Origin of the sequence: Streptomyces sp. NPDC048659 (genome assembly GCF_040650575.1) — a bacterium.
Lineage (GTDB): Bacteria > Actinomycetota > Actinomycetes > Streptomycetales > Streptomycetaceae > Streptomyces.
On sequence record NZ_JBEZHM010000008.1, the window covers coordinates 113,141 to 139,588 of the forward strand.

A 26,448-nucleotide genomic window follows, 5' to 3' on the forward strand; every position below is an offset into this window, starting at 1 on the left:
CACCGTGAGGGTGACCGCCCCTGCGTGTTACGGGGTGGTGCGGGTGTTACGGCTGGGGCGTGGCGTGCGGCTCGCAGGTCACGTCCTGGCTGTCGACCTTGCCCGTGAGCAGGTAGGTCTCCACCTTCGGGTTGATGCAGGAGTTCACCAGGTTGGTGACGCCGTGCGAACCGGCGTTCTTCTCGGTGATCAGACGCGAACCCTTGAAGCGCTTGTGCAGCTCGACCGCGCCGGCGTACGGCGTGGCCGCGTCACGCTCGGACTGGACGATGAGCACCGGCGGCAGGCCCTTGCCGGTCTTGACCTGGGTCGGCTGCTGACGCGGGCCGGACCAGGTGGCGCAGGGCAGGTTCATCCAGGCGTTGGCCCAGGTCATGAACGGGTTCGTCTCGTGGAGCCGGGAGTTGTCCCGGTCCCACTTCTTCCAGCTCGTCGGCCAGGGGGCGTCGGCGCACTCGACGGCCGTGTAGACCGCGTTGCCGTTCTCCGAGGCGATGTTGCCGGCGGTGTCCGTGAGGTCCGCGGCGGCACCGTCGATGAGCGGCTGCGGGTCGCCCTGCGCGTAGGCGCTCCACGCCTCCGCGACCGGGACCCACGAGGAGTCGTAGTACGGGGCGCTCTGGAAGAAGTTGATGAGCTCGGCCGGACCGACCTTGCCGCCGAGCGGGGCCTTCTTGGCGGCGGCGCGCAGGGTCACCCACTGCTGCTGGACCTCGGCGAGGGTCTTGCCGAGGTGGTACGTGTCGTCGTGCTGGGCGACCCAGGTCATCCAGTCCTTGAGACGTCCCTCGAAGGCGATGTCCTGCTCCAGGTTGGCCTGGTACCAGATGTTGCTCTTCGCCGGGTTGACCACGCTGTCGACGACCATGCGGCGGACGTGGTCCGGGTACAGGGTGCCGTAGACCGCGCCGAGGTAGGTGCCGTAGGAGACGCCGACGAAGTTGAGCTTCTTCTCGCCGAGCGCGGCCCGGATGACGTCCAGGTCACGGACCGTGTTGCGGGTGGTCATGTAGGGCAGCATGTCGCCGCTCTTCTCGGCGCAGCCCTTGGCGTAGGCGGCGGCCAGCTTGCGCTGGGCCAGCTTGTCCGCCTCGCTGTCCGGGACCGGGTCGAGCTTGGGGCCCTTGACGAAGTCGGTCGGGTCGACGCAGGAGATCGGCGCCGAGTGGCCGACGCCGCGCGGGTCGAAGCCCACGAAGTCGTACGCCTTGGCGGTGTTCGCCCAGATCTTGTTGTTCGTGGTGACGCGGCGCGGGAAGCGCAGGCCGGAGCCGCCGGGGCCGCCCGGGTTGTAGACCAGGGCGCCCTGTCGCTCGGCCGGGGTGCCGGTGGCGCCGATGCGGTCCACGGCGATCTTGATCTTCTTGCCGTCGGGCCGCGCGTAGTCGACCGGGACGGTGACCCAGCCGCACTTGATGGGCTTCTCCAGCCCCCAGTCGGCCGGACAGTCCTGCCAGTCGATGCCCGCCTTCGCGGCGCGGGCGGCGGCGATGGTCGCGCCGCGCGCCTCGTCGTCGCGGTCGTGACGGCTCTGCGCGCCGGCCGTCGGCGCGGCCAGCGCGCCGACTATGAGCGTCGCGGTCATCAGAGTGCCGGCGGAGCCGAGCACTGCGGTACGTCTCAAGTGGTTCCTCCCCCTCGGTGGGCGCCGCCCCCGTGGCAGCGCCGTGGTGGGCTGTCCGGGGGATCCTTTCGTCCTTGGGGCCTCCGGTAAAAGGGCGTACACGTGTTTCTTTGCCGAACCAATAACCGGAGAGCGGTGTACCGCTGAGCGGAACTCACCCGGAGTTCACCCGGCCGCGCCCCCCGGCGCGAGCAGCGCGAGCCCTTCGTCCAGGGCCCGCCGCAGCGCGAGCGCGTCGGGCGCGACGGCGGTGACCAGGGCCGCGGGTCCGGCGAGCGGCACGAGCACGGCGTGCTCGCCGAGCAGCCGGGCCTCGGGCGCCTTGCCCGTGCCGTCCGCGTCCGTGGCGAAATCCGGGTCGACCACGAGGAGTTGTCCGGTGGCCCGGTGGCCGCCGAGAACGGCGGGGCCGTCCCAGCCGTCGGGGGCGCCCGGCCCGTAGCGGAGCTCCTGGTCGAACAGCGGGCGCCCGGCGAGGCGCACGGTGAGGCGGGTGACCAGGGTGCCGGGGTGCTCGTCGTGCCGCCCCAGGATCTGCTCCTCGCGGAACACCAGCCGTGCCCCGGCGGCGAGTTCGACCGTGGTGCGCATCCGCAGCTCGGAGCCCTCGGCCGAGACGAGCTGCTCGGGCAGCCAGCGCAGCTCGGCGCCCGCGCCGACGGTGAGGGCGACGTCGTACGTGGCGGGGCCGCCGTCGGCGCCGGGCAGGGCGACGGTCGCGGCGGCGGAGTCGACCAGGAGCCGTGCCCCGTCCCGTACCTCCGTCTCCAGCAGGAGCCGGTCACCGCCGAGCGGGGCGCTCATGGCGCCGACGACGGTGACCCGGGTGTACGGGCCGGGGGCGCGGGTGCGGCGCAGCGCGAGCGGCCCGGAGCTCTCCAGGACGGGGAGCGAGCCGTCCGCGGCGGCGCTGATCCGGGCCGTGGCGCGCAGGCTCATGCGGTCCATGCGGCGAGCCGCTCGCGGACCCAGGAGGCGACGGGGGCGACGCCCTCGGCGGAGCGCAGGGACTGGAAGGCCACCGGCAGCTCGCCGCGCTGGGCGGCGGCGTCGCCGGCCATCCGCTCCAGGTCGGAGCCGACGTGCGGGGCGAGGTCGGTCTTGTTGACGACGAGCAGGTCGGCGGTGGTCACGCCGGGGCCGCCCTTGCGCGGGATGTCGTCGCCGCCGGCGACGTCGATGACGAAGATCTGGGCGTCGACGAGGCCGCGGGAGAAGGTGGCGGTGAGGTTGTCGCCGCCGGACTCGACCAGGATGAGGTCGAGCGGGCCGACGGTCTCCTCCAGCTCCTCGACGGCTTCGAGGTTGGCGGAGATGTCGTCGCGGATCGCGGTGTGCGGGCAGGCGCCGGTCTCGACGGCCTGGATCCGCTCGGGCGGCAGCACGGCCTCGCGGAGCAGGAACTCTGCGTCCTCGCGGGTGTAGATGTCGTTGGTGACGACGGCGAGGGAGAGGCTGTCGCGCAGTTCGCGGCAGAGCGCGGCGACGGTGGCGGTCTTGCCGGAGCCGACCGGGCCGCCGAGGCCGATGCGCAGGGCGCGTCGGGTGCCGTCCGGGCGGTGGGCGTCGGCGGAGACGGCGTGGATGTGGTCGTTGCCGTGGTCGAGGTGCATGGGCGGGCTCCTGTGGTGTGGGAGGCGAGGGGTGCGGGTGGGAGGCTCGGGCGCTTGGGGGCGCGGGCGCTTGGGGTGCTCGGGTCCTCGGGTGCTCGGTCTGCCGGTGGCGCGTGCGGGGTGCTCGGTGCGGCGGTCCGTTCAGGAGGCGAAGAGCCGGACCGGCCAGCCCGCGTGCTGTTCGGCGGTGAGGTCGAGCAGCGGCGCCGAGGCGGCCGGCAGCGCGTCCACGTCGCCCTGCCGGGCGGCGGCGGAGGCGCGGGCGGCGACCTCGTCCAGGTCGGGCGCGAGCCGGGCGAGGACGGCCGTGGCCTGGAAGGGGTCCAGGCCGAGCAGCCGCACCACGGCGGTGGCGGGGCCGCTGACCGTCTCGTAGCCGACGCAGTGCGCGGCGTCCTCGGGGTCGAGCCCGGCGGCGCGGGCCGCGGTGCCGAGCACGACCGGCTGGTGGGCGCCGCGCGGGAACGCGGCGGCCAGCCGGTCGAGTTCGGGCCCCGGCCAGGCCGCGCGGGCCGCCCGCATCATCTGCCGGCCGAGTCTGCGCGCGGTGGCGCGCAGGGCGGGCGAGGGGGTGCGGGCGTCGGCGGCCGCGTCGAGCTCGTACGGGTCGGCGCCGAGCGTCGCGGCGGCGGCCAGCGCGGCCGTGGTGAGGCCGGTGGTGTGCAGCCGGCCCCGGCAGAAGGTCTCCAGGTCGGCGGCGTCCTTGAGGCGGCCGGCCTTGACGGCCGCCTCGGCGCCGCCCGAGTGGGCGTGCCCGCCGGCGGGGAAACGCCCGTCGGCGAGCACGAGAAGTGCGGATCTCATGGGGGTGGTGGGCCCGTCAGAAGAGGAAGTAACGCTGGGCCATGGGCAGTTCGGCGGCGGGGGCCGGTTCGACCGGATCGCCGTCGATGGTCACCGAGAAGGTGTCGGCGTCGACCTCGACGCGGGGCAGGGCGTCGTTCTCCCGCATGTCGGCCTTGGTCACCCGGCGGGTGGAGCCGATCGCGGTGAACTCCTTGTTCAGGCCCAGGCGTTGCGGCAGGTCGTCCTCGATCGCCGCCTCGGCGACGAAGTTGACCGAACCGGCCGCGGCGGCCCGGCCCAGGGAGCCGAACATCGGCCGCGGCAGCACCGGCTGGGGCGTCGGGATGGAGGCGTTGGCGTCGCCCATCTGCGCGTACGCGATCTGCCCGCCCTTGATCACGACGAGCGGCTTGACGCCGAAGAAGGCGGGCTCCCACAGCACCAGGTCGGCCAGCTTGCCCGGCTCGACGGAGCCGATGAGGTGGCCCATGCCCTGCGCGACGGCCGGGTTGATCGTGTACTTGGCGACATAGCGCCGGGCCCGGTGGTTGTCGGCGTCCCCGTCGCCGGGGAGCGCGCCGCGCCGCTTCTTCATCACGTGGGCGGTCTGCCAGGTCCGCATGATCACCTCGCCGATCCGGCCCATGGCCTGGGAGTCGGAGGAGATGATCGAGATGGCGCCGAGGTCGTGCAGGACGTCCTCGGCGGCGATCGTCGAGGGCCGGATCCGGGACTCGGCGAAGGCGAGGTCCTCGGGGACGGCCGGGTTGAGGTGGTGGCAGACCATCAGCATGTCGAGGTGTTCCTCGATGGTGTTGACGGTGTGCGGCCGGGTCGGGTTGGTCGAGCTGGGCAGCACGTGCGGCTCGGAGACCACGGTGATGATGTCCGGCGCGTGCCCGCCGCCCGCGCCCTCGGTGTGGTACGCGTGGATGGTGCGCCCGCCGATCGCGGCGAGGGTGTCGCCGACGAATCCGGCCTCGTTGAGGGTGTCGGTGTGGATGGCCAGCTGCGCGCCGGTCTCCTCGCAGACGCTCAGGCAGGCGTCGATGACGGCGGGGGTGGCCCCCCAGTCCTCGTGGATCTTGAACCCGAGGGCGCCGCCGCGCAGTTGGGAGTGCATGGCGTCCCGGGACATCGTGTTGCCCTTGCCGAGCAGGCCGATGTTGACGGGGAAGGTGTCCAGGGCCTCGAACATCCGGGCCATGTGCCAGGGGCCGGGGGTGATCGTGGTGGCCTTGGTGCCCTCGGCCGGTCCGGTGCCGCCGCCGACGAGGGTGGTGACGCCGGTGGCCAGGGCCTGCTCGACGACGGTCGGCGAGATGAAGTGGACGTGGGTGTCCACGGCTCCGGCGGTGAGGATCCGCCCGTTGCCGACGATCACCTCGGTCTCGGGGCCGATGACCAGGTCGGGGTGGACCCCGTCCATGGTGTCGGGGTTGCCGGCCTTGCCGAGGGCGGTGATCCGGCCGTCGCGGATGCCGATGTCGGCCTTGACGATGCCCCAGTGGTCGATGACCACGACACCGGTGATCACCGTGTCGGGGGCGCCTTCGGCGCGGGTGGTCCGGGACTGGCCCATCGACTCGCGGATGACCTTGCCACCGCCGAACACGGCTTCCTCGCCGGCCCGTCCGGGGCCGCCGGAGCGGTCCTCCTCGATCTCGACGAGCAGGTCGGTGTCGGCGAGCCGGATGCGGTCGCCGGTGGTGGGGCCGAACAGGTCGGCGTAGACGGCGCGGTGCAGCTCAGGCACGGTCGCCTCCGTTCGGCTCGATGGGGGCGGCGCCGTCGGTGACGGCGGCGGTGGTGGTGGGGTCGAGCGGGCCGGCGGTCTCGCCGCGCAGCCCGGGGACGATCCGGCGGCCGGCGATCGGCACCAGTTCGACCTCGACGCGGATGCCGGGCTCGAAGCGCACGGCGGTGCCCGCGGCGATGTTCAGCCGCAGCCCGCGGGCGGCCGCGCGGTCGAAGTCCAGACCGGGGTTGGCCTCGGCGAAGTGGTAGTGCGAGCCGACCTGCACGGGCCGGTCGGCCGCGTTGAGGACGGTGAGGCGGCTGGTCGGGCGGCCCTCGTTGAGGACCACGGGCCCGTCCGCGTAAAGGATCTCTCCGGGAATCATCGGTCGCGCCCCTCAGATGATCGGCTCGTGGACGGTCACCAGCTTGGTGCCGTCCGGGAACGTGGCCTCGACCTGGACGTCGTGGATCATCTCGGGGATGCCGTCCATGACCTCCTGCCGGGTGAGCACCTTGCGTCCGGAGGCCATGAGTTCGGCCACGGTGCGCCCGTCGCGGGCGCCCTCCAGGACGTGCGAGGTGATGAGTGCGACGGCTTCGGGATGATTGAGCAGGACGCCACGCGCCCGGCGCTTCTCGGCCACGTCCGCCGCGACATGGATCAGCAGCCGTTCCTGCTCATGGGGGCTGAGTTGCACGCTTCCACCTCACTGTCGACCACCGGGAGGGCTCCCGGACGCAGGGACCCTAGCGATCTTCAACACTCTGTTGACGACGGGGGAAGGGCCTCCGGGCCAGAGATTGCACGTTAGGGCGGAAGTTTTTCCTGCTCGTTAACTAAGCCTTTGCGCCACCATGGAGTTCAGCCCTCGGGAGTACCGGAGCGAAACATCTCGGCCAGCGGCGCGGGGGCCTTCGGGTGGAAGAGGACGTCCCGCGCCTCGGCGGACTCCCGGGCCTTCTCCTCGGCCCGGTCGAACATCTCCCGCTCGTAGGCGGCGACGGCGGTACGGGGGTCCCCGGGGCGCTCCAGCAGATGGCGGGCGAGCTCGGCGGCGTCGAACAGGGCGAGGTTCGCGCCCTCCCCGGCGAAGGGGGACATCAGGTGCGCCGCGTCTCCCAGGAGGGTGACGCCGGGCCGGGTCTCCCAGCGCAGCCCGGCGGGCAGGGCGTGGATGCGGCGCGGGGTGAGCGGGCCGTCCGCGTCGGCGACCAGCCGCCGCAGGGCGGGGTCCCAGTCGGCGAAGTGCGCCAGGACGGACCGCTTGGCGGCCGGGGTGTCGGCGAAGTCGAGGGTGTCCAGCCACCCCTCCCCGGCCCGCAGCGCCACGTACAGGTGGAGGCTGCCGTCGGTCTCGCGGTGCCCGAGGAAGCCCTTGCCGTCGCCGAGCGCGAAGAACATCCCGCCGCCGACGAGGGCCGCCGCCTCGGGGTGGCGGGCGTCGGCGTCGCGCAGGTCGAGCTCGACGAAGGAGATGCCCGTGTAGGCGGGGCTCGCGTCGGTGACCAGCGGCCGGATCCGGGACCAGGCCCCGTCGGCGCCGACGAGCAGGTCGGTGGTGAGGACCCGCCCGTCGGCGAGGGCGACCTCGTGGCGGCCGTCGCCGAGCGGGCGGGCACCGGAGACCTTGGCGCCCCAGCGCACCACGCCCTCCGGGAGCGAGGAGAGCAGCAGCTCGCGCAGGTCGCCCCGGTCGATCTCGGGCCGGCCGCCGGGGGCGCCGCCGTCGCTCTCCTCGTGGACCGGGACGGCGTGCCGGTCCAGCACGCGCAGGGCCTCGCCGCCCGGGTGCACCTTGGCCAGGAACGCCTCGTGCAGCCCGGCGGCGCGCAGGGCCGCCTGGCCGGTGTCGTGGTGGATGTCCAGCATCCCGCCCTGGGTGCGGGCGGCGGCGGAGGCTTCGAGGTCGAGGACGGCGGCGGCGACGCCGTGCGCGGAGAGGATCCGGGCGAGGGTGACGCCGCCGAGGCCGCCGCCGGCGATGACGAGGGGGAGGTGGGTGGTGTCCATGCTCCCAACGTAACGAACATGTTCGTCACGAACAAGTTCGTCACCGCTTCCCTCGCCTCCCCCAGGCCGCTCAGGCGGCGCCCGGGTGGGTCACGAGGATGCCGTTGAGCAGCACCTCCACCCGCCAGCGGCGGCGCTCGGCGGGGGTCCCGGAGAGGAGTTCGGCGGCCTGGGCGCGCACGCGCGGATGCGTGTCGGGCGCGGCCTCCGCGACGGCCCGGCGCAGCCGGTCCCAGTCGCGGGCGGCGTCCGCGTCCTCGCCGCGCGCGGAGTGCTCGGCCGCGGCGGCCGTCGAGCTCTGCAGCAGGATGTCGACGCCCCAGGCGGCCTGGAGCGCGGGGACGCCGCCCTCGCCGAGCAGGGCGAGCAGGGTGTCGAGCAGGCCGAGGTAGTGCGGGCCGGAGGGGCGGGCGACCAGCGCCGACTGGGCGAGCGCCGGGTTGGCGAACAGGATCTCCTCGTACCCGGCGAGCACCGCGTCGAGCCGGGTCCGCCAGGGGACGGCCGCGTCGCCGACGCCCAGGTCGGCGCGGCCGAGCAGCCGGTCCAGGATGGCGGCGTGCAGCTCGCCGGTGTTGGCGACGTACACGTAGAGGGAGGCGGGCCCGGTGTCCAGGGCCTGGGCCAGCCGGCGCATCGTGACGCGGCGCAGCCCCTCCTCCTCCATCAGCGCCACGGCGGTGTCGACGATGCCCTCCCGGGTCAGGGCGGGCTTGGCGGGCCGCTCGCGGCGGCTGCGTGGAGTGGGCATGGGGCCAGTCTAGGGCGCGATCCGAACACGTTCGATACGAACACGTTCGACGCGAAGGACCTGAGGGACTGCCCGCCCCCGTAAGCCTCCGTCTCGGAAGCCTCCCTCTCGGAAGCCCCCCTCTCGGAAGCCTCCGTCCCGGCGCCCCGCTCAGCCCCGGAAGCCCGGAGCCCCCGGCTCGCGGTGGTGTGCGGCGAGGCCGAAGCGGCCCTGTTCACCCGGAGCGGACGCGAAGGGCTCGACGTGGGAGACCGCGCTGACCGCCGGCTCCTCGGCCGGCTGCCGGACCGCCTCCAGAAGCTCCAGGTCAGCGGCGGAGACCAGGGCCACCAGCGGCTTTCCGTGGCGGGTGACGACCACGCGCTCGTCGCCGTAGACGACACGGTTGATCAGATCGGCGAGCTCTGCGCGCGCTTGCGTCACCGGAATCTCGTAGGCCATGCTCCTCATCTTACGGCCTGTACGTCCTGTACATTTTTTACAGACAGAGGAGTACGCCATGCACGAGGCCCGCCACGTCCTTCCCGAGTTCACCGAGCGCACCGGCTACGGCACCCGCACCCTCGACCCCTACTCCAAGCTGCTGGAGGGCCGCATCGTCCTCCTCGGCACCCCGATCGACGAGATCTCCGCCAACGACGTCATCGCCCAGCTGCTCCACCTCGAATACGCGGCCCCCGAGCAGCCGGTCTCCCTCTACCTGAACTCCCCCGGCGGTTCGGTCAGCGCCATGACCGCGGTGTACGACACGATGCGGGCGCTCGCCTGCGAGGTGGAGACCACCTGCCTCGGCCAGGCCGTCGGACCCGCCGCCGTCCTGCTCGCGGCCGGCACCCCCGGGCGCCGGCTGGCCCTGCCGGGCGCCCGGATCGTCCTCCAGGAGCCCGCCCTGGAGGAGCCGTTGCGGGGGCAGCCCAGCGATCTGGACATCCACGCGCGGGAACTGCTGCGCCAGCGCGAGCTGATGGCCGGCCTGCTGGCCGGGCACACCGGCCGGACCCGCGCCGAGGCCGCCGCCGACCTGGACCGGACCACCGTCCTGGACGCCCCGGCCGCCCTCGCGTACGGCCTGGTGGACCACGTGGTGGAGCGCCGGGCGCGGACCGCCGGCACCGGGAGGGGGTGAGCCCGGCATGACCCCGGAGCCGCCGCTGCCCGCGCTCACCCGCGCCGAGGGCGAGTTCGTGGACGCCTACCTCGAAGTCCTGGACCTCCTGGGGCGGATCAATCCATCCAGATCCACGCATACCTATGGGGCGCTGCGCGCGGCCCAGGCCCTGGTCGGGCGCGCGACGGCGCTCCGCGACGCCCTGACGCTCATGCATACGCGGGGCGAGAGCGAGGTCCACGCGGACACATTGGCGCGTGCGCTACGGGTGTTGGACGGAGAGCGACGGTCCGGCCGGGTCATCGTCCCCGGGGAGTCCGCGAGTTGACACTCCCGCGTGTCGTGTCGAGGGCCGGCCGGGGTACGGCGACCGCAGAAAACCTCCCCCGTTCGGCGTAGTGGACACCTCGGCATGGAGCGGACGCGAGTTGCGCAGCGGGAGTACACATCTGGCGGAATCGGGCGTTCCATCGCAGGTGCGGGCCTCATCGCCGAAACGTCGGAAGATCCAGAAACCCGACTGTCCACCCGTACGGCTCAGTCGTGAGGAGCCTCACATATCGCCGTTTCAGCTCGGATTTCGCCCGGTCCGTGGGTCAAGATCCTCGACGACGACAAGCCCCCGCCACCCACGGCGGGGCGGTCCGGGCGGACGCCGAGTCCTGCCGCCGTCCCGGACGCCTGGTCGACAGGAGTGGATCGGCAGGAGTGGAGGACCCGAGCAGTACGGGACGTTCGCGCAGTGTGCGGACGTTCCTTGGGGTGAAGCCGCAGCCGCGGCCGGGCATCTTCGCCTGCCCGAACCCGACAGGTCATCCTTCACAGGCGGCTGACGAAGGGTTGCGCATGACTGCGCAGATTCATGTCCCGTCCCTGCTGTCCCGGGCCGGAGCCGTCTCGGCTCTCACCCTCGCCGCCGTCGGCGGCACGCTGCTCGCCCCAGGAGCGGCGCCGGAGGCCCAGGCCGCGACGAACTACGCCACCAAGGCGTTGGACGTCGCCGCCTCGAAGAAGGGATCGCCTTACCGGTACGGAGCCTCGGGACCGAGCCGTTTCGACTGCTCGGGGCTCACGGTCTACTCGTACAAGAAGGCGGGCAAGACGCTGCCCCGCACCGCGCAGCAGCAGTACAACAAGACCCGGCACATCGCCGCGTCGGGCCGCCAGAAGGGGGACCTGGTCTTCTTCCATTCCGGCGGAAGCGTGTACCACGTCGGAATCTACGCGGGTAACAACAAGATCTGGCACTCGCCGAAGACCGGCTCATGGGTGAAGCTCGACAAGATCTGGAGCTCGAAGATCTCCTACGGACGCGTCCGCTGACGCGCTGAACGCCGGCGCGGGAGGAGCGCCCGGTGGCGCCGCCGTCCCCTCCTCCCGCGCCCGGTCCCGCCCACCGGCCGCCTTCAGTCCTTCAGTCCGGCCGGCTGGCCGCCCGTCTGCCCGTCCGCCCGGCTTCAGGCCGCGTGCGCCGACGGCCAGGGCAGCCGGATCCACACCGTCTTGCCGCCCTCCTCGGTGGGAGTCACCGAGAGCCGCCCGCCCGCCTCCGCCGCGAGCGAGCGGATGATCACCAGGCCGCGCCCGTTGTCCTGCTGCACGGCGGCGGGCAGCCGCTGCGGCCAGCGCGGATGGCTGTCGGTCACCCCGATCCGCAACTGCTCGTCGCGCTCCAGGAGCACGTCCACCGTGAAGGTCGGCGACTGGCCGAAGGTGTGCTGGACCGCGTTGGTCGCCAGCTCCGAGACGATCAGCCGTACCGTGTCGGTGATGCCGTCGGCGTCGTCGAGCCCCCAGGACCCGAGCACCTCGACGACGTACCGCCGGGCGGTCGACACCGAGGCGGGATCGCTCGGCAGCGTCACGCTTGCTTCCTGATGGTCTGCCATGGCGACGCCGCCCCTTTCCCACCGGGCCGGACCCCGGTCTGCGCTGCGCGCCAGCCTGCCACCGATCGCGCGGCCCTGGGTGGCGATCCACCAAGATATGCGGATATCTGTCGCCCGATGCGGTGAACGGTGCGACGGGCGACCGGACAAGCACGTGTGACCGGCGCTCAGTCCCGGTCCCGCACCCCGTCCACGGCGCCCTCCGGCGCGGTCTCCAGGACGATGCCGACGGCCCGCTCGATCTGCGCGTCCGTCAGGTCCGCGCGGGCGGTCAGCCGGAGCCGGGAGATCCCGTCGGGGACCGAGGGCGGCCGGAAGCAGCCGACACCCAGCCCGCGTTCCCGGCAGTCCGCCGCCCAGGCCAGCGCCTGCTGCGGGCCCGGCGCCCGGACCGAGACCACCGCCGCGTCGGGCCGGGCGGCGGTCAGGCCGGCGCCGGTGAACAGCGCGTGCAGCCGGGCCGCCACCTCCCGGGCCCGGGCGGCCAGCTCCGGCTCGGCGGCGATCAGCCGCAGGCTCGCCAGGGCGCCGCCGACGGCCGCCGGGGCGAGACCGGTGTCGAAGATGAAGGTGCGGGCCGCGTTGACCAGGTGCTCGATCACCCGGGCCGGGCCGAGGACCGCGCCGCCCTGGCTGCCCAGCGACTTGGACAGGGTGAGCGTGGCGACGACGTCCGGGGCGCCCGCGAGGCCCGCCGCGTGGAGCGCGCCGCGCCCGCCCTCGCCGAGCACGCCGAAGCCGTGGGCGTCGTCGACGACCAGGCCCGCGCCGTGCGCCCGGCAGACCTCGGCGAGCGCGCCGAGCGGTGCCCGGTCGCCGTCCACGGAGAAGACGGAGTCGCTGACGACCAGCGCCGGGCGGCCCGGGTGGGCGCCCAGCGTCTTGGCGACGGCCTCCGGGTCGGCGTGCGGGACGACGGCCGTCTCGGCGCGCGCCAGGCGGCAGCCGTCCACGAGGGAGGCGTGGTTGGCGGCGTCCGAGACGATGAGGCCGTCCCGGACGGAGAGCGCGGTGAGCGCCGCCAGGTTCGCGGTGTAGCCGGAGGAGAAGACGAGGGCCGCCTCGAAGCCGCCGAACGCGGCGAGTTCGCGCTCCAGGGTCTCGTGCAGCCGGGTGGAGCCGGTGACGAGCCGGGAGCCGGTGGCGCCGGCGCCCCAGCGGCGGGCCGCCCCGGCCGCCGCCTCGGTGATCTCGGGCCGCCGGGTGAGGCCGAGGTAGTCGTTGCCCGCGAGGTCGAGGAGGCCGGACTCGGCGGCGCGGGGGCGCAGCGTGCGGACCAGCCCGGCCCGCGCGCGCTGCCGTGCGGCGGTGTCCGTCCAGTCGAAGGCGGCCTCGCGCGGGTCGCGTCCCCCGCGCGGCGCCGACGGGTGCTCGGGGTACGACGGCATGACGGATCCTTTTGTAGGCAGCGCACAGACCCTAACCCTCCCGGGCCGAGGTCAGGGTGTGGCCATACACACACCTCGATCGGGGTCGTTTGTTCACTTCCTCCTTGGCCGAGAGGTGTGCGGTAGGCCAGGATCAGCCCTTATGGACCTGCTGAACACGCTGGTGGAGAAGGGGCTGCGGCGCGAGTCGCCGACCCGTGAAGAAGCGCTCGCCGTCCTGGCGACCTCCGACGACGAGCTGCTCGATGTGGTGGCCGCCGCCGGGAAGGTGCGCCGGCAGTGGTTCGGGCGCCGGGTGAAGCTCAACTATCTGGTCAACCTGAAGTCCGGCCTGTGCCCCGAGGACTGCTCGTACTGTTCGCAGCGGCTCGGTTCGACGGCGGGCATCCTCAAGTACACGTGGCTGAAGCCCGACGAGGCGTCCGCGGCCGCGGCGGCCGGGGTCGCGGGCGGCGCGAAGCGGGTCTGCCTGGTGGCGAGCGGGCGCGGCCCGACGGACCGGGACGTCGAGCGGGTCGGCAGGACCATCGAGGCCATCAAGCAGGACAACGAGGGCGTGGAGGTCTGCGCCTGCCTGGGCCTGCTCTCCGACGGCCAGGCGGAGCGGCTGCGGGAGGCCGGCGCCGACGCGTACAACCACAACCTGAACACGTCCGAGGCGACGTACGGGGAGATCACCTCCACCCACACCTACGCGGACCGGGTGGACACCGTGCGGAAGGCGCACGGGGCGGGCCTCTCGGCCTGCTCGGGCCTGATCGCGGGCATGGGCGAGCTCGACGAGGACCTGGTCGACGTGGTGTTCGCGCTGCGCGAGCTGGACTCGGACTCGGTGCCGGTCAACTTCCTGATCCCCTTCGAGGGCACCCCGCTGGCCAAGGAGTGGAACCTCACCCCGCAGCGCTGCCTGCGGATCCTCGCGATGGTCCGGTTCGTCTGCCCGGACGTCGAGGTGCGGATCGCGGGCGGGCGCGAGGTGCACCTGCGCTCGATGCAGCCGCTGGCCCTGCACATCGCGAACTCGATCTTCCTGGGCGACTACCTGACCAGCGAGGGGCAGGCGGGCCAGGCCGATCTCGACATGATCGCGGACGCCGGTTTCGAGGTGGAGGGCGCGGGCACGACGACGCTCCCGGCGCACCGCGCGGACGCGGTGGCCGCGATGGCCGCCGCGGCGGGCGGCTGCGGTTCGCACGCGGAGGCCGGTGGCGGCGGCTGCGGTTCGCACGGGGCGGGCGGCGGCTGCGGGCCGTGCGGTGGCGGCGGTGCCGCCGTGGCGCAGGAGCCCGTCGCGGCCCCCAACGAGGCCAGGACCGACCTGGTGGCCGTGCGCCGCCGAGGCGCCGGAACGGACCTCGCGCCGAATGCGTAACGAGGAACTGCTGGCCCTGGACCGGGCCCACGTCTGGCATCCGTACGGCCCCATGCCGGGGCGCGTCGAGCCGCTGGTCGTGGACTCCGCGTCCGGGGTGCGGCTCCGGCTCGCCGAACCGGCCCAGGGGCGGGCCGAGCTGATCGACGGCATGTCCTCCTGGTGGTCGGCGATCCACGGCTACAACCACCCCGTCCTGAACGAGGCGGCGCGCGGCCAGCTCGACCGGATGAGCCACGTCATGTTCGGCGGGCTCACCCACGAGCCGGCCGTCCGGCTCGCCGCCCGGCTCGTCGAGATCACCCCCGAGCCGCTGCGGCACGTCTTCCTCAGCGACTCCGGCTCGGTCTCGGTCGAGGTCGCGGCCAAGATGTGCCTGCAGTACTGGCGTTCCGTCGGGCGCCCCGGCAAGCAGCGGCTGCTGACCTGGCGCGGCGGCTACCACGGCGACACCTGGCAGCCCATGTCGGTGTGCGACCCGCAGGGCGGGATGCACGAGCTGTGGTCCGGGGTGCTCCAGCGCCAGGTGTTCGTCGACGCGCCTCCCGAGGAGTACGAGGAGGGGTACGCGGAGCTGCTCCGCGAGGCGATCGCGCGGCACGCCGACGAGGTGGCCGCGGTGATCGTGGAGCCGGTGGTGCAGGGCGCGGGCGGGATGCGCTTCCACTCCCCCGCGTATCTGAAGGTCCTGCGCGAGGCGTGCGACGCGCACGGCGTGCTGCTCGTCTTCGACGAGATCGCGACCGGATTCGGGCGTACGGGGGAGCTGTTCGCCGCCGACCACGCGGGGGTCTCGCCCGACGTGATGTGCGTCGGCAAGGCGCTGACCGGCGGCTATCTGTCGATGGCCGCGACGCTCTGCACCAGCCGGGTCGCCGAGGGCATCTCGCGCGGCGAGGTGCCCGTGCTCGCGCACGGCCCCACCTTCATGGGCAACCCGCTGGCCTCCGCGGTCGCGCTCGCCTCCATCGACCTGCTGCTGTCCCAGGACTGGCGGGTCGAGGTCAAGCGCGTCGAGGCCGGGCTGCGCGAGGGGCTCGCGGAGGCGTCCGGCGTGCCGGGGGTCCGGGACGTGCGGGTGCTCGGCGCGATCGGCGTCGTCCAGCTCGACCACGAGGTCGACATGGCGGCGGCTACCCGCGCGGCGGTCCGCGCGGGGGTGTGGCTGCGCCCGTTCCGGGACCTGATCTACACGATGCCGCCGTTCGTGACGGGCGACGAGGACCTGTCCGCCATCGCCCGCGCGGTGACCGAGGCGGCCCGCGCGGGATGAACCGCGCGCGGGGCCCGGTCCGTCCGGCGCCCCGCTCCCCAGGCGGCGCGCGCGGGGCCCGCGCCGCCCGGTCCCCCGTCCCTGCGAACGCGCCCCGAGAAGCACGTGTGAGAGGACTCCCATGCCCGTCATCGTCGTCACCGGCACCGGCACCGAGATCGGCAAGACCGTCGTCACCGCCGCCCTCGCCGCCCTCGCCACCGCCGCCGGCCGTTCCGTCGCGGTCCTGAAGCCCGCGCAGACGGGTGTCGCGCCCGGCGAGGCGGGCGACGTCGCGGAGGTGCTGCGCCTGTCGGGCGCGGCGGCCGGGGCCGAACTCGCCCGGTTCCCGGAGCCGTTGGCGCCGGACACGGCGGCGCGCCGGGCGGGCCTCGCGCCGGTCGGCCCTGCCGAGGTCGCCGAGGCGGCCCGGAAGCTGGCGGAGGAGCACGACCTGGTGCTCGTGGAGGGCGCGGGCGGCCTGCTGGTGCGCTTCGACGAGGCGGGCGGGACGCTCGCCGACGCGGCCCGGCTGCTCGGCGCGCCGGTCCTGGTGGTCGTCCCGGCCGGCCTCGGCACCCTCAACTCGACCGCGCTGACGGCGGAGGCGCTGCGGGCGCGCGGGATCGAGCAGCTGGGCGTGGTGGTGGGCAGCTGGCCCGGGGAGCCGGACCTGGCGGCCCGCTGCAATCTGGCGGACCTGCCGGCGGTGGCGGGGGCCCCGCTGCTCGGGGCGGTCCCGGCGGGCGCGGGCGCGCTGGGCGCCGGGGAGTTCCGCGCGGCGGCGGCGGGCTGGCTGGCGCCCGCGCTGGGCGGGGAGTGGGACGCGGCCTCCTTCACGGCGGCGCACGCGGCGGAGCGCCCGGCGGCGCGGGAGACGGCGGCGCGGGAGACGGCGGCGCGGGCCGCGGGAGCCTGAGCCCGGCCCGTACACCAGCGCTCCGCCCCGTACATGAGCCATGAGCCATGAGCCCGTCCATGAGCCCGTACGCTGGCCGGTATGCGTGCGCGTGTGCAGGAGATCGTGTTCGACTGCGCCGATCCGGCCGGGCTCGTCCGGTTCTGGTCGGCGCTGCTCGGCGGGGCGCCCGTCGACCGGGGCCCCGACTGGTCGTACGTGGAGCCGCCGGGCTTCGCGCGGATCGCGTTCCAGCGGGTGCCGGAGGGCAAGGCGGCCAAGAACCGGCTCCATCTGGACGTGGCGGTGGCCGACCCGGTGGCGGCGGCCGAGGAGGTGCGGGTGCTGGGCGCGCGCCGCTCCGGCGGTCCGGTGACGGACGAACAGGGCACCTTCCAGGTGATGTTCGACCCCGAGGGCAACGAGTTCTGCTTCGTGACGGACTGACCCCGGGCCCGGATCAGGCTCCGGCCCGGAAGGTGCGCCGGTAGGCGGCCGGGGTGGTGCGCAGCGCCTCGTGGAAGCGGCGGCGCAGGTTCACCGCCGAGGAGAGGCCGACCCGGTGGGCGATGGTCTCGACCGGCAGGTCCGTCTCCTCCAGCAGCGCCCGGGTGGCCGCGAGCCGCCGGTCGAGCAGCCAGCGGGCGGGGCTGATGCCGAGCTGCTCGGTGAAGCGGCGGGTGAGCGTGCGGCTGGAGACCCGCGCGTAGGCCGCCATCTCCGCGACGCTGGTGGGCTGCGCGAGCCGGCCGCCGAGCCAGTCGAGGAGCGGGGCGAGCGAGTCGGCGAGCGGCCCGGAGGTGGGGAGTTCGGCGTACTGGAGCTGGCAGCCCTCGCGGTGCGGCGGCGTCACCATCCGGCGGGCGATCCGCATCGCGTGGGCGGCGCCGTGGTCGGTGCGCACCAGGTGCAGGCAGAGGTCCACGGCGGCGGCCGAGCCCGCGCTGGTGGCGACGTCGCCGTGGTCCACGTACAGCACGCCGGGGTCCACCCGTACCCGGGGGAAACGCGCGGCGAGTTCGGCGGCCCTGGCCCAGTGGGTGGCGGCGCGCCGCCCGTCGAGGAGTCCGGCGGCGGCGAGGACGAAGGCGCCGGAGCAGAGTCCCACGATCCGGGCGCCGCGCCGGTGCGCCCGGCGCAGCGCCTCGGACACCGGCTCGGGCACCTCGGCGTCGGCGGGCCGCTCCCGGCCGGGCACCAGCACGGTGTCCGCGTGCTCCAGCGCCTCCAGGCCCCGGGTGACCAGCAGGTCGTAGCCGGACTGGGTGCGGACCGGGCCGGGCCGCTCGGCGCAGAGTTCGAAGGCGTAGCGGGCGGGGAGCGCCTGGCCGTGGTCGCCGAAGACCTCGGCGGCGCAGGACAACGGGAAGGCGGAGTGCCCGTCCTGGAGCAGGGCCACCACCCGGTGCGGGGCGCGGGGCGGCGGCGACGGGCGGCCGGGGCGCGGCGACGGGCGGGCGGCGGTGGTCATGGCGCGAAAGTACCCCTTCATGTCGGCCGGGACACTGGGGCGGGCCCAGTGGTCCAGACCATGATCGGCGGGTGAGCATCGCACAGACCGTCTCCCCGTCCCCGCCGCCCGTCCGACTCCCTCTGTGGGACCGGCGGTTCACCCTCTACTTCACCGCCCGCACGGTCTCCCTCTTCGGCGACGCGATGATGCCGGTGGCCACCGCGCTCGCGGTCGGCGCGCTGTACGGGATCTCCGGGGTCGGCGTCGTCCTCGGCACCTGGACCGGGACCTTCGTCGTCCTGGTGCTGTTCGGCGGCGTGCTCGCGGACCGCTTCGGCGCGCGCCGCATGATGGTCGGCGCGGACCTGGCCCGGGTGCTGACCCAGGGCGTGCTGGCCGCCGCCTTCCTCACCGGGCGCCCGCCGTTCTGGCTGCTGGTGGCCATGGCGGCGCTGGCGGGCGCGGCGGTCGCGATGTTCCTGCCCGGGGCGAACGGGATGGTCCCGCTGGTCGCCGCCGAGCCGCAGCGGGCCAACGCGACCCTCAAGGTCGCCGACGCGCTGGCCCATCTGCTCGGCCCGGCGCTCGCGGGGCTGTTGGTCGTGTCGGCGGGCGCGGGCGCGGTGTACGCGATCGACGCGGGGAGCTTCCTGCTGAGCGCCCTGTGCCTGGCGCTGATCCGGTTCGCCCCGGCCGCCCCGGCGCCCGGGGGCGCGCCGCCCGCGCGCTCGCTGCGGCGCGAACTGCGCCAGGGCTGGCGGGAGTTCCGTTCCCGCACCTGGATGTGGGCGGTCATCCTGATCTGGGTCGCGTACGGCGTGCTGCTCTTCGGCCCACTGGTGCCGCTGAGTTCGGCGCTGATCGGCGCCCGGCTCGGCCCCGACGCGTACGGCCTGGCGGTCTCGTTCCTGGGCGGCGGCACGGTCCTCGGCGGGCTGCTGGCGCTGCGGCTGCGCCCGGCCCGGCCGCTGGCCGCCGGGGCGGCGGGTATGGCGCTGTACGCGGTGGTCCCGCTGTGCGTGGCGCTGGACACGGGGCTGCCGGCGCTGCTCGCGGGGCACGCCCTGGGCGGCGCCGGGCTGGCCTTCTGGTCGGTGATGTGGGCGACCAGCGTGCAGACCCACACACCGCCCGAGGTGCTCAACCGGGTCAGCGCGTACGAGCTGGGGGGCTCGGTCTCCGGGATCGCGCTCGGCCAGATCCTGGCGGGCCCGGCCGCCGCGCTGGCCCCGCCGGAGCGCCTGCTGCTGCTCTCGGCGGGCACCTGCCTGGCGGGCGTCGCCGCCCTCCTCGCCGTCCCCGCGATCCGGGGCCTGCGCCGGGCGGGCCCGGCCCCGGCGCAGGCCCCGGCGGACCCGAGCTGACCCGCCCCGCGCCGCCGCCCCCGCCCCGTACCCGTCCTGACCTGTGAAACCCGGTCGACGGGCGGGCCCGGGCGGTGGTGGGATGCGGGCCATGAACGATCTTCGGATACGGGCCGCGCTGGCGGCCGACCTCGACGCCGTGCTCGCCTTCTGGAAGACCGCGGCGGAGGGCACCAGCATCAGCGACGACCGCGCGGGTGTGGCGCGGCTGGTCGAGCGGGACCCCGGGGCGCTGCTCCTGGCCGAGCTGGACGGGGAGCTGGTGGGCACGGTGATCGCCGGTTTCGACGGCTGGCGCTGTCATCTCTACCGGCTCGCCGTGCACCCCGGGCGGCGCCGCCGGGGCATCGGCGGCGCGCTCCTCGCGGCGGCCGAGGAGCGTTTCGTACGGCTCGGCGGGCGGCGCGCGGACGCGATGGTGCTGGACCGCAACGAGCTCGGCCAGGCCGCGTGGCGGGCCGCCGCGTACGGCCCGCAGGAGCAGTGGACGCGCTGGGTGAAGCCGCTGGGAGCGACCGCCGGTCACTGAGCGCTGCCCACTTTTGCCGGTCCTTTACTATGGGTGGTCAGAAATCGATCACCTGATCAGCCACAGCGCCGCATGAGCACCGCCGCGGCGCCGTGGCAGCACCGCCCCCGCACTATCGAAAGGTGTGAGCGTCCGCCCATGGGCGAGCCTCCCAGTAGCCGTTCCCGAAGCCGACATCGCGCGGTCCTCCCTCCCCTGACTGATCATGGGACTCGTCGAGGGACGGAGGTGAACCGATGACCGAGGTACTGCTCCTCTTCGTGGCGCTGCTGCTCGCCCTCGCGTGCGGTGCCTTCGTCGCGGCCGAGTTCTCGCTGACCACCGTCCAGCGGAGCGATCTCGAAGCCGCCGCCGCGCGCGGCGAGCGGGGCGCCGCCGGCGCCCTCAAGGCCGTGAAGTCGCTGACCTTCCAGCTCTCCGGCGCCCAGCTCGGCATCACCGTGACCAACCTGGTCGTCGGCATGCTCTCCGAGCCCTCGATCTCCAAGCTGCTCCAGGGCCCGGTCGAGGCCCTCGGCCTCTCCCCCTCGGTCGCCTCCTCGGTGGCCCTGGTCCTCGGCACCGCGCTGTCGACCGTCGTCCTGATGGTCGTCGGCGAGCTGGTCCCCAAGAACTGGGCGATCTCCTCGCCGCTCGCGGTCGCCAAGGCGGTCGCCACCCCGCAGCGGATCTTCACCGCCGCGTTCAAGCCGCTGATCAGCCACCTCAACAACACCGCCAACCGCATCCTGCGCCGGATGGGCCTGGAGCCCACCGAGGAGCTGGCCTCGGCCCGCTCCCCGCAGGAGCTGGTGGCGCTGGCCCGCCACTCCGCCAAGGAGGGCGCGCTGGAGGCGGACACCGCCGAGCTCTTCGTCCGCACGCTCAACCTGGCCGAGCTCACGGCAGAGAACGTGATGACCCCGCGCGTCCAGGTGACCGCCCTGGAGGTGCAGGCCACCGCCGAGGACGTCGCCAACGCGACCCGCGCGACCGGGCTCAGCCGCTTCCCCGTCTACCGGGGCAGCCTGGACACGGTCGTCGGCATCGCCCACATCAAGGACGTCCTCGCCATACCGGCCGACGAGCGCCCGCGCCGCGGCATCGGCGAGCTGCTGCGCGAGCCGCTGCTGGTCCCCGAGAGCCTGACCGTGGACCGGCTGCTGGACCGCCTGTCCGGGAAGCAGACCATGGCCGTCGTCATCGACGAGTACGGCGGCACGGCCGGGGTCGCGACCCTGGAGGACATCGTCGAGGAGGTCGTCGGCGAGGTACGCGACGAGCACGACCCGCACGAGACCTCGGACCTGGCCCCGGCGGGCGAGGACGCCGACGGCCGCGCGCTGTGGTCGGCGGACGGCGCCGCCCGCACCGACCAGCTGGAGGCCATCGGCCTGCGGCTGCCGGAGGGCCCGTACGAGACGCTGGCCGGCGTGCTGGCCACCGAGCTCGGCCGGATCCCGGCCGTCGGGGACACCGTGGAGCTGGCCGGCTGGCGGCTCGACGTGCTGGACGCCTCCGGCCGGCGCGCCGCCCGCGTGCTGATGCACGCCCCGCTGCCCGGTGAGGACGCGGACACGAGCGAGGAGGCCGCCCGATGATCGCGGTCCAGCTGCTGATCGGCCTCGCGACCCTGGTCGTGAACGCCTTCTTCGTCGGCGCCGAGTTCGCCCTGATCTCCGTGCGCCGCAGTCAGATCGAGCCGCTCGCGGAGGCCGGCAACCGCCGGGCCCGCAGCGTCATCTGGGGCCTGGAGCACGTCTCGGCGCTGCTCGCGGCGGCCCAGCTCGGCATCACCCTGTGCACCCTGGTGCTGGGCATCGTGGCGGAGCCGGCCATCGCCCACCTCCTGGAGCCGGTCTTCGACGCCGTCGGCGTGCCGCACGGCCTGGTGCACCCGATCTCCTTCGTGATCGCGCTGTCGGTCGCCACCTACCTGCACATGCTGCTGGGCGAGATGGTCCCGAAGAACATCGCGCTGGCCGAGCCGGCCCGCTCCGCGCTGGTCCTCGGCCCGCCGCTGGTGACCGTGGCGCGGGCGCTGCGCCCGGTGATCTTCACGATCAACGCCTTCGCCAACACGATCCTGAAGCTGCTGCGGGTCGAGGCGAAGGACGAGGTCGCGGCCACCTTCTCGGACGACGAGCTGGCCCGGCTGGTCACCGACGCCGGGGACGCGGGGCTGCTCGACGACCGCGCCGCCGAGCGCCTGCACGACGCCCTGGAGCTGGGCCGCCGCCCGGTGCGGGACGTGGTGATGCCGGTGGGCGAGGTCGTGTACGCGCAGGCGGGCACGACCCCGGAGGAGCTGGAGGAGCTGTCCGCGCGGACCGGCTACTCCCGCTTCCCGGTGGTGGACCCGGCCCGCCGGATCCTCGGCTACCTGCACGTGAAGGACGCGCTGGACATCACCCCGCGCGACCAGCCGTTCCCGGTGTCGGCGCTGCGCCCGATCGCCCGGGTGCGGGCGGCGACGCCGCTGGACGACGTGCTGACGGCGATGCGGCGCAGCCGCACCCACCTCGCCGCGGTCGTCGACGAGGACGGCAGTCCGGCCGGTCTGGTGACGATGGAGGACGTGCTGCGCGAGCTGGTGGGCCGCCCCGCGGGGGGCTGACGCGCCACCCACCGCGCTCACGGCGGCGGAAGGGCCCGGGACTACTGTCGTCCCGGGCCCTTCCGGCGTCCGGGGCCTTTCCGGCGTCCCGCTGTCCCCGGCTCTTTCAGCGTCCGGGCCTAGAGCGCTGTCGCCGCCGCCCAGGCGGCCAGGAGGGTCCGGTCGCCGGTCGCCGTGAAGCGGGTGGTGTCGTCGGCCGCGTACCGGCCGTGGACGAGGAGCAGCAGGTCGGCGGCGGTGCCCGCGACGGCCGCCGTGGGCTCGCCCTCGGCGCCGCGCCGCCAGGCGAAGCCGCCGCCGCCCAGGGTGACCGTCCAGGCGGCGCCGGTGTCGGTCGCGGTCAGCCGCAGGCGCGCGCCGTCCCGCCCGAGCCGGGCGACCGGCTCGGCGACCCAGGCGTAGTACGGCAGGTTCTCCAGGAACTCCTCGACGCCGTCGGCGGCCGTGTCCGGGTCGGCGGGCGCGGGCACCCGGCCGAGGGCCAGCTCGGCGTCGGCCAGGTGGACGACGGCCTCGAAGAGCAGCCGGCGCGGGTGGAACCGCACGTGCGGATCGGCGCCGTACGACCACATCGGGGCGTCCGGGTCGGCCGCCCCGAGCGTCCGCAGGGCGGCCCCGGCGCCCTCGGCGAACCAGTCCGGGTAGTCCGCCGGGTCCTCGGGAAGCTCCGACGGCACGTCCTCGGGGCGGACCCGGGCGCCCGCGCGGGTCCGCACCAGGTGCTCCGTCCAGCGGTGGCCGGTGCCGTGGTGCCGGACCAGGTCGGCGAGGGTCCAGCCGGGGCAGGACGGCACGGGCGCGGCGAGGTCGGCGCCGCGGACGAGCGTGACGAAGCTCTCGGTGTACGCGGCGAGCAGCGCGCACCGGGCGGCGTGCGCGTCGCCCGGGAGGCCGAGCCGCGCCGGGGCCTTCAGAAGGCGCTCGCGGCGCGGTCCGGGCGACTGCCGCAGGGCTGCGTCGCGCAGCAGCCGGTCAAGGGTCCGGCGGTCGGCCGGGGACAGTCCGTCCAGCGGGCGCGCGGCGCCCGCCAGGCCCGGCCCCGCCCCGGGATCCCGCTCCGCGGCGAGCTCCGCGACGGCCTCGGCCAGCGCGTTCAGCAGCGCCTCGCTCATGGGGTTTCCCCTCCCAGGTCCTCCCGGTCCCCGCGGCCATACCGCGCGGTACGATCGCTGGGCCATGGAGATCAATGCCACGTACACCAGTCTCGTCGCCGTGGGCGACAGCTTCACCGAGGGTATGTCGGACCGGAAGCCCGACGGTTCCTACCGGGGGTGGGCCGACGTGCTGGCGGGCCGGCTGGCCTCCCGCGCCCCCGGTTTCCGCTACGCCAACCTGGCGGTGCGCGGCAAGCTGATCGGCCAGATCGTCGAGGAGCAGGTCGACACCGCGGCCTCGATGAAGGCCGACGTCGTCACCCTCGTCGGCGGGCTCAACGACACCCTGCGCCCGAAGTGCGACATGGGCCGGGTGCGCGGGCTGCTCGGCGAGGCCGTGGAGCGGCTCGCCCCGTCCTGCGGCCGGCTGGTCCTGATGCGCAGCCCCGGCCGCGAGGGTCCGGTGATGCAGCGTTTCCGGCCGCGCATGGAGGAGCTCTTCGCGTACGTGGACGAGCTCGCCGCCCGGCACGGCGCCCTGGTGGTGGACCTGTACGGGGCCCCGGCGCTGGGCGACCCGCGGCTGTGGGACGTGGACCGGCTGCACCTGACGGCCGAGGGGCACCGGCGGGTCGCGGAGGCGGTCTGGCAGACCCTGGGCCTGCCGCCCGAGGACGACTGGCGCGCCCCGCTGCCGCCCGAGGCGCCGCCCGGCTGGGCCGCCCGCCGGACCGCCGACGCCCGCTTCGCCAAGGAGCACCTGGTGCCGTGGATCGGGCGGCGGCTCACCGGCCGCTCCTCCGGGGACGGCCTCCCGCCCAAGCGCCCGGAGCTGCTGCCGTACGAGGGGCCGGCGGGCCGGCCGGAGTGACGCCCGTCTCGTAGCAAGCTCCAGCCGGGACCCTGGCGCCGACCTGCACAAACCGCCAGTAGAATCGGTGCACGTGACTGCTGTGACTGCGAAGCCCCGCATCCCCAACGTCCTGGCCGGCCGCTACGCCTCCGCGGAGCTCGCCGTCCTCTGGTCCCCCGAGCAGAAGGTGAAGCTGGAGCGCCGGCTGTGGCTGGCCGTGCTGCGTGCCCAGAAGGACCTCGGGATCGAGGTTCCGGACGAGGCCCTGGCCGACTACGAGCGCGTGGTCGACCAGGTCGACCTCGGCTCCATCGCCGAGCGCGAGAAGGTCACCCGGCACGACGTGAAGGCCCGCATCGAGGAGTTCAACGCCCTCGCCGGCCACGAGCACGTCCACAAGGGCATGACCTCCCGTGACCTCACGGAGAACGTCGAGCAGCTTCAGATCCGCCTCTCCCTGGAGCTCATGCGCGACCGCACCGTGGCCGTGCTGGCCCGGCTCGGCAAGCTCTCCGCCGAGTACGCGGAGCTGGTCATGGCGGGCCGCTCGCACAACGTCGCCGCCCAGGCCACCACCCTCGGCAAGCGCTTCGCGACCGCCGCCGACGAGCTGCTGGCCGCCTACGCGCGCCTGGAGGACCTGCTCGGCCGCTACCCGCTGCGCGGGATCAAGGGCCCGGTCGGCACCGCCCAGGACATGCTCGACCTGCTCGGCGGCGACGCCTCGAAGCTGGCCGACCTGGAGCGGCGGATCGCCGGGCACCTCGGCTTCGCGCACGCCTTCACCTCGGTCGGCCAGGTCTACCCGCGCTCGCTCGACTACGACGTGGTCACCACCCTGGTGCAACTGGCCGCCGCCCCGTCCTCGATCGCGAAGACGATCCGCCTGATGGCGGGCCACGAGCTGGTGACCGAGGGCTTCAAGCCCGGCCAGGTCGGCTCCTCGGCGATGCCGCACAAGATGAACACCCGCTCCTGCGAGCGCGTCAACGGCCTCATGGTCATCCTGCGCGGCTACGCGTCGATGACCGGCGAGCTGGCGGGCGACCAGTGGAACGAGGGCGACGTCTCCTGCTCGGTGGTGCGCCGGGTGGCCCTGCCGGACGCGTTCTTCGCCTTCGACGGCCTGCTGGAGACCTTCCTGACCGTCCTCGACGAGTTCGGCGCCTTCCCCGCGGTCATCGCCCGCGAGCTGGACCGCTACCTGCCGTTCCTCGCCACCACCAAGGTCCTCATGGGCGCCGTGCGCGCCGGGGTCGGCCGCGAGGTCGCCCACGAGGTCATCAAGGAGCACGCCGTCGCCTCCGCCCTCGCCATGCGCGAGCAGGGCGCCGAGCGCAACGAGCTGCTCGACAAGCTGGCCGCCGACGAGCGGATCCCGCTGGACCGGGCGGCGCTCGACGCGCTGATGGCCGACAAGCTGTCCTTCACCGGTGCCGCCGCCGACCAGGTCGCCACCGTCGTCTCCCGCATCGAGGAGATCGCCAAGCAGCACCCGGAGGCCGCCGGCTACACCCCCGGGTCGATCCTCTGACCGGAACCCCCCGGTTCTCCGCCGAGGAGCTCCAGGCCGCCCGCGACCGCGTCGTCCCCGACGTGGCCGCGGGCGGCCTTTCGGTGCTCCTGTGCGGGATCAACCCGGGGCTGATGACGGCCGCGACGGGCCACCACTTCGCCCGCCCCGGCAACCGCTTCTGGCCGGTGCTGCACCTGTCCGGCCTCACCCCGCGGCGGCTCGCCCCGGCGGAGCAGGACGAGCTCCTCGCGTACGGCCTCGGGATCACCAACGTGGTGGCGCGGGCGACCGCGCGGGCCGACGAACTGAGCGCCGAGGAGTACCGGGAGGGCGGCCGGATCCTCACGGAGAAGGTCGAGCGGCTCGCGCCGCGCTGGCTGGCGGTCGTCGGGGTCACCGCGTACCGCACGGCCTTCGGGGAGAAGAAGGCGGCGATCGGCCCGCAGGAGCGGACGATCGGCGCGACCCGGATCTGGGCGCTGCCCAACCCGAGCGGCCTGAACGCGCACTGGACGGCCGAGTCGATGGCGGAGGAGTTCGCCCGGCTCCGCGAGGCGGCGGGGCTGCCGGACCGGCGCGCGGCGGCCTGAGAACGAAGGCGCGGGGCCCTG

General features: G+C 74.4%; 28 protein-coding genes and 1 riboswitch. Of the genes, 14 read left to right on the top strand and 14 right to left on the bottom strand.

Annotated features, from left to right (window positions below; genetic code table 11):
- Positions 1 to 46 precede the first annotated feature (46 nt).
- The 10 genes from AB0C99_RS08975 to AB0C99_RS09020 all read right to left on the bottom strand — a co-directional run bounded on the left by AB0C99_RS08975 (position 47) and on the right by AB0C99_RS09020 (position 8,966).
- Positions 47 to 1,585 carry an alpha/beta hydrolase gene (locus AB0C99_RS08975; RefSeq protein WP_362471804.1) on the bottom strand — a complete coding sequence of 513 codons (1,539 nt, stop codon included), beginning with the start codon at positions 1,583 to 1,585 and terminating at the stop codon, positions 47 to 49.
- Between the two features lie 204 nt (positions 1,586 to 1,789).
- Positions 1,790 to 2,563, bottom strand: coding sequence for an urease accessory protein UreD (locus AB0C99_RS08980; RefSeq protein ID WP_362471807.1), 774 nt, complete (start codon positions 2,561 to 2,563; stop codon positions 1,790 to 1,792).
- Positions 2,560 to 3,237, bottom strand: coding sequence for an urease accessory protein UreG (gene ureG, locus AB0C99_RS08985; RefSeq protein WP_362471535.1), 678 nt, complete (start codon positions 3,235 to 3,237; stop codon positions 2,560 to 2,562). The genes AB0C99_RS08980 and ureG overlap by 4 nt, the downstream gene beginning before the upstream one ends.
- 141 nt (positions 3,238 to 3,378) lie before the next feature.
- A complete protein-coding gene (locus tag AB0C99_RS08990; RefSeq protein WP_362471537.1) occupies positions 3,379 to 4,041 on the bottom strand; it encodes an urease accessory UreF family protein in 663 nt (220 codons plus the stop codon).
- A 16-nt stretch (positions 4,042 to 4,057) separates the two neighbouring features.
- Positions 4,058 to 5,779 (bottom strand): urease subunit alpha, encoded by a 1,722-nt coding sequence (locus AB0C99_RS08995; RefSeq protein WP_362471540.1) that lies wholly within the window; start codon positions 5,777 to 5,779, stop codon positions 4,058 to 4,060.
- Positions 5,772 to 6,146, bottom strand: coding sequence for an urease subunit beta (locus AB0C99_RS09000; RefSeq protein WP_362471543.1), 375 nt, complete (start codon positions 6,144 to 6,146; stop codon positions 5,772 to 5,774). The genes AB0C99_RS08995 and AB0C99_RS09000 overlap by 8 nt, the downstream gene beginning before the upstream one ends.
- 12 nt (positions 6,147 to 6,158) lie before the next feature.
- Positions 6,159 to 6,461: an urease subunit gamma gene (locus AB0C99_RS09005; RefSeq protein WP_362471546.1), complete on the bottom strand. Its 303-nt coding sequence runs from the start codon at positions 6,459 to 6,461 to the stop codon at positions 6,159 to 6,161.
- A 164-nt stretch (positions 6,462 to 6,625) separates the two neighbouring features.
- Positions 6,626 to 7,774, bottom strand: coding sequence for an NAD(P)/FAD-dependent oxidoreductase (locus tag AB0C99_RS09010; protein ID WP_362471549.1), 1,149 nt, complete (start codon positions 7,772 to 7,774; stop codon positions 6,626 to 6,628).
- 70 nt (positions 7,775 to 7,844) lie between these two features.
- Complete coding sequence (locus AB0C99_RS09015) at positions 7,845 to 8,525, bottom strand: helix-turn-helix domain-containing protein (RefSeq protein ID WP_362471552.1); 681 nt, start codon at positions 8,523 to 8,525, stop codon at positions 7,845 to 7,847.
- Between the two features lie 150 nt (positions 8,526 to 8,675).
- Positions 8,676 to 8,966 (bottom strand): type II toxin-antitoxin system Phd/YefM family antitoxin, encoded by a 291-nt coding sequence (locus AB0C99_RS09020; RefSeq protein WP_362471556.1) that lies wholly within the window; start codon positions 8,964 to 8,966, stop codon positions 8,676 to 8,678.
- A gap of 58 nt (positions 8,967 to 9,024) precedes the next feature.
- Here AB0C99_RS09020 and AB0C99_RS09025 point away from each other — a divergent pair, with 58 nt between their 5' ends.
- From AB0C99_RS09025 to AB0C99_RS09035, 3 genes are all read left to right on the top strand, one after another.
- The gene (locus tag AB0C99_RS09025) at positions 9,025 to 9,651 is read left to right on the top strand and encodes an ATP-dependent Clp protease proteolytic subunit (protein ID WP_362471559.1); all 627 of its coding nucleotides are present in this window, start codon (positions 9,025 to 9,027) and stop codon (positions 9,649 to 9,651) included.
- A 7-nt stretch (positions 9,652 to 9,658) separates the two neighbouring features.
- The gene (locus tag AB0C99_RS09030) at positions 9,659 to 9,961 is read left to right on the top strand and encodes a hypothetical protein (RefSeq protein WP_362471562.1); all 303 of its coding nucleotides are present in this window, start codon (positions 9,659 to 9,661) and stop codon (positions 9,959 to 9,961) included.
- 315 nt (positions 9,962 to 10,276) lie between these two features.
- Positions 10,277 to 10,476: riboswitch (cyclic di-AMP (ydaO/yuaA leader) on the top strand.
- Positions 10,477 to 10,479: 3 nt separating this feature from the next.
- The gene (locus AB0C99_RS09035; RefSeq protein ID WP_362471565.1) at positions 10,480 to 10,956 is read left to right on the top strand and encodes a C40 family peptidase; all 477 of its coding nucleotides are present in this window, start codon (positions 10,480 to 10,482) and stop codon (positions 10,954 to 10,956) included.
- Positions 10,957 to 11,090: 134 nt separating this feature from the next.
- Here AB0C99_RS09035 and AB0C99_RS09040 read toward each other — a convergent pair whose 3' ends face one another.
- Both AB0C99_RS09040 and AB0C99_RS09045 read right to left on the bottom strand, forming a co-directional pair.
- Positions 11,091 to 11,522: an ATP-binding protein gene (locus AB0C99_RS09040; RefSeq protein ID WP_362471568.1), complete on the bottom strand. Its 432-nt coding sequence runs from the start codon at positions 11,520 to 11,522 to the stop codon at positions 11,091 to 11,093.
- A 167-nt stretch (positions 11,523 to 11,689) separates the two neighbouring features.
- Positions 11,690 to 12,910, bottom strand: coding sequence for an 8-amino-7-oxononanoate synthase (locus AB0C99_RS09045; protein ID WP_362471571.1), 1,221 nt, complete (start codon positions 12,908 to 12,910; stop codon positions 11,690 to 11,692).
- Positions 12,911 to 13,052: 142 nt separating this feature from the next.
- Between AB0C99_RS09045 and bioB the strand changes: the two genes are divergently transcribed.
- The 4 genes from bioB to AB0C99_RS09065 all read left to right on the top strand — a co-directional run bounded on the left by bioB (position 13,053) and on the right by AB0C99_RS09065 (position 16,879).
- Complete coding sequence (gene bioB, locus AB0C99_RS09050) at positions 13,053 to 14,282, top strand: biotin synthase BioB (protein WP_362471574.1); 1,230 nt, start codon at positions 13,053 to 13,055, stop codon at positions 14,280 to 14,282.
- Entirely contained in the window at positions 14,275 to 15,555 is a 1,281-nt protein-coding gene (locus tag AB0C99_RS09055) for an adenosylmethionine--8-amino-7-oxononanoate transaminase (protein WP_362471577.1), read from the top strand. Before bioB ends, AB0C99_RS09055 begins: the two co-directional genes overlap by 8 nt.
- A gap of 121 nt (positions 15,556 to 15,676) precedes the next feature.
- Positions 15,677 to 16,453 carry a dethiobiotin synthase gene (gene bioD, locus AB0C99_RS09060; RefSeq protein WP_362471580.1) on the top strand — a complete coding sequence of 259 codons (777 nt, stop codon included), beginning with the start codon at positions 15,677 to 15,679 and terminating at the stop codon, positions 16,451 to 16,453.
- Between the two features lie 81 nt (positions 16,454 to 16,534).
- Entirely contained in the window at positions 16,535 to 16,879 is a 345-nt protein-coding gene (locus AB0C99_RS09065) for a VOC family protein (protein ID WP_362471583.1), read from the top strand.
- 13 nt (positions 16,880 to 16,892) lie between these two features.
- On the opposite strand, the gene AB0C99_RS09070 is transcribed toward AB0C99_RS09065, so the two are convergent.
- Complete coding sequence (locus AB0C99_RS09070) at positions 16,893 to 17,903, bottom strand: helix-turn-helix domain-containing protein (protein WP_362471585.1); 1,011 nt, start codon at positions 17,901 to 17,903, stop codon at positions 16,893 to 16,895.
- A 71-nt stretch (positions 17,904 to 17,974) separates the two neighbouring features.
- Between AB0C99_RS09070 and AB0C99_RS09075 the strand changes: the two genes are divergently transcribed.
- From AB0C99_RS09075 to AB0C99_RS09090, 4 genes are all read left to right on the top strand, one after another.
- Positions 17,975 to 19,249 (top strand): MFS transporter, encoded by a 1,275-nt coding sequence (locus AB0C99_RS09075; RefSeq protein ID WP_362471588.1) that lies wholly within the window; start codon positions 17,975 to 17,977, stop codon positions 19,247 to 19,249.
- A gap of 91 nt (positions 19,250 to 19,340) precedes the next feature.
- Positions 19,341 to 19,778 (top strand): GNAT family N-acetyltransferase, encoded by a 438-nt coding sequence (locus AB0C99_RS09080; RefSeq protein WP_362471591.1) that lies wholly within the window; start codon positions 19,341 to 19,343, stop codon positions 19,776 to 19,778.
- A gap of 236 nt (positions 19,779 to 20,014) precedes the next feature.
- Positions 20,015 to 21,358, top strand: coding sequence for a hemolysin family protein (locus AB0C99_RS09085; RefSeq protein WP_362471594.1), 1,344 nt, complete (start codon positions 20,015 to 20,017; stop codon positions 21,356 to 21,358).
- A complete protein-coding gene (locus tag AB0C99_RS09090) occupies positions 21,355 to 22,374 on the top strand; it encodes a hemolysin family protein (RefSeq protein ID WP_362471596.1) in 1,020 nt (339 codons plus the stop codon). Before AB0C99_RS09085 ends, AB0C99_RS09090 begins: the two co-directional genes overlap by 4 nt.
- 119 nt (positions 22,375 to 22,493) lie before the next feature.
- Here the strand turns inward: AB0C99_RS09090 and AB0C99_RS09095 are convergent, their stop codons facing one another.
- The gene (locus AB0C99_RS09095; RefSeq protein WP_362471599.1) at positions 22,494 to 23,486 is read right to left on the bottom strand and encodes a maleylpyruvate isomerase family mycothiol-dependent enzyme; all 993 of its coding nucleotides are present in this window, start codon (positions 23,484 to 23,486) and stop codon (positions 22,494 to 22,496) included.
- A 64-nt stretch (positions 23,487 to 23,550) separates the two neighbouring features.
- Between AB0C99_RS09095 and AB0C99_RS09100 the strand changes: the two genes are divergently transcribed.
- The 3 genes from AB0C99_RS09100 to mug all read left to right on the top strand — a co-directional run bounded on the left by AB0C99_RS09100 (position 23,551) and on the right by mug (position 26,427).
- Complete coding sequence (locus AB0C99_RS09100) at positions 23,551 to 24,339, top strand: SGNH/GDSL hydrolase family protein (protein WP_362471602.1); 789 nt, start codon at positions 23,551 to 23,553, stop codon at positions 24,337 to 24,339.
- A gap of 73 nt (positions 24,340 to 24,412) precedes the next feature.
- Complete coding sequence (purB, locus tag AB0C99_RS09105; protein ID WP_362471604.1) at positions 24,413 to 25,855, top strand: adenylosuccinate lyase; 1,443 nt, start codon at positions 24,413 to 24,415, stop codon at positions 25,853 to 25,855.
- Complete coding sequence (mug, locus tag AB0C99_RS09110) at positions 25,852 to 26,427, top strand: G/U mismatch-specific DNA glycosylase (protein WP_362471810.1); 576 nt, start codon at positions 25,852 to 25,854, stop codon at positions 26,425 to 26,427. Before purB ends, mug begins: the two co-directional genes overlap by 4 nt.
- Positions 26,428 to 26,448 lie beyond the last annotated feature (21 nt).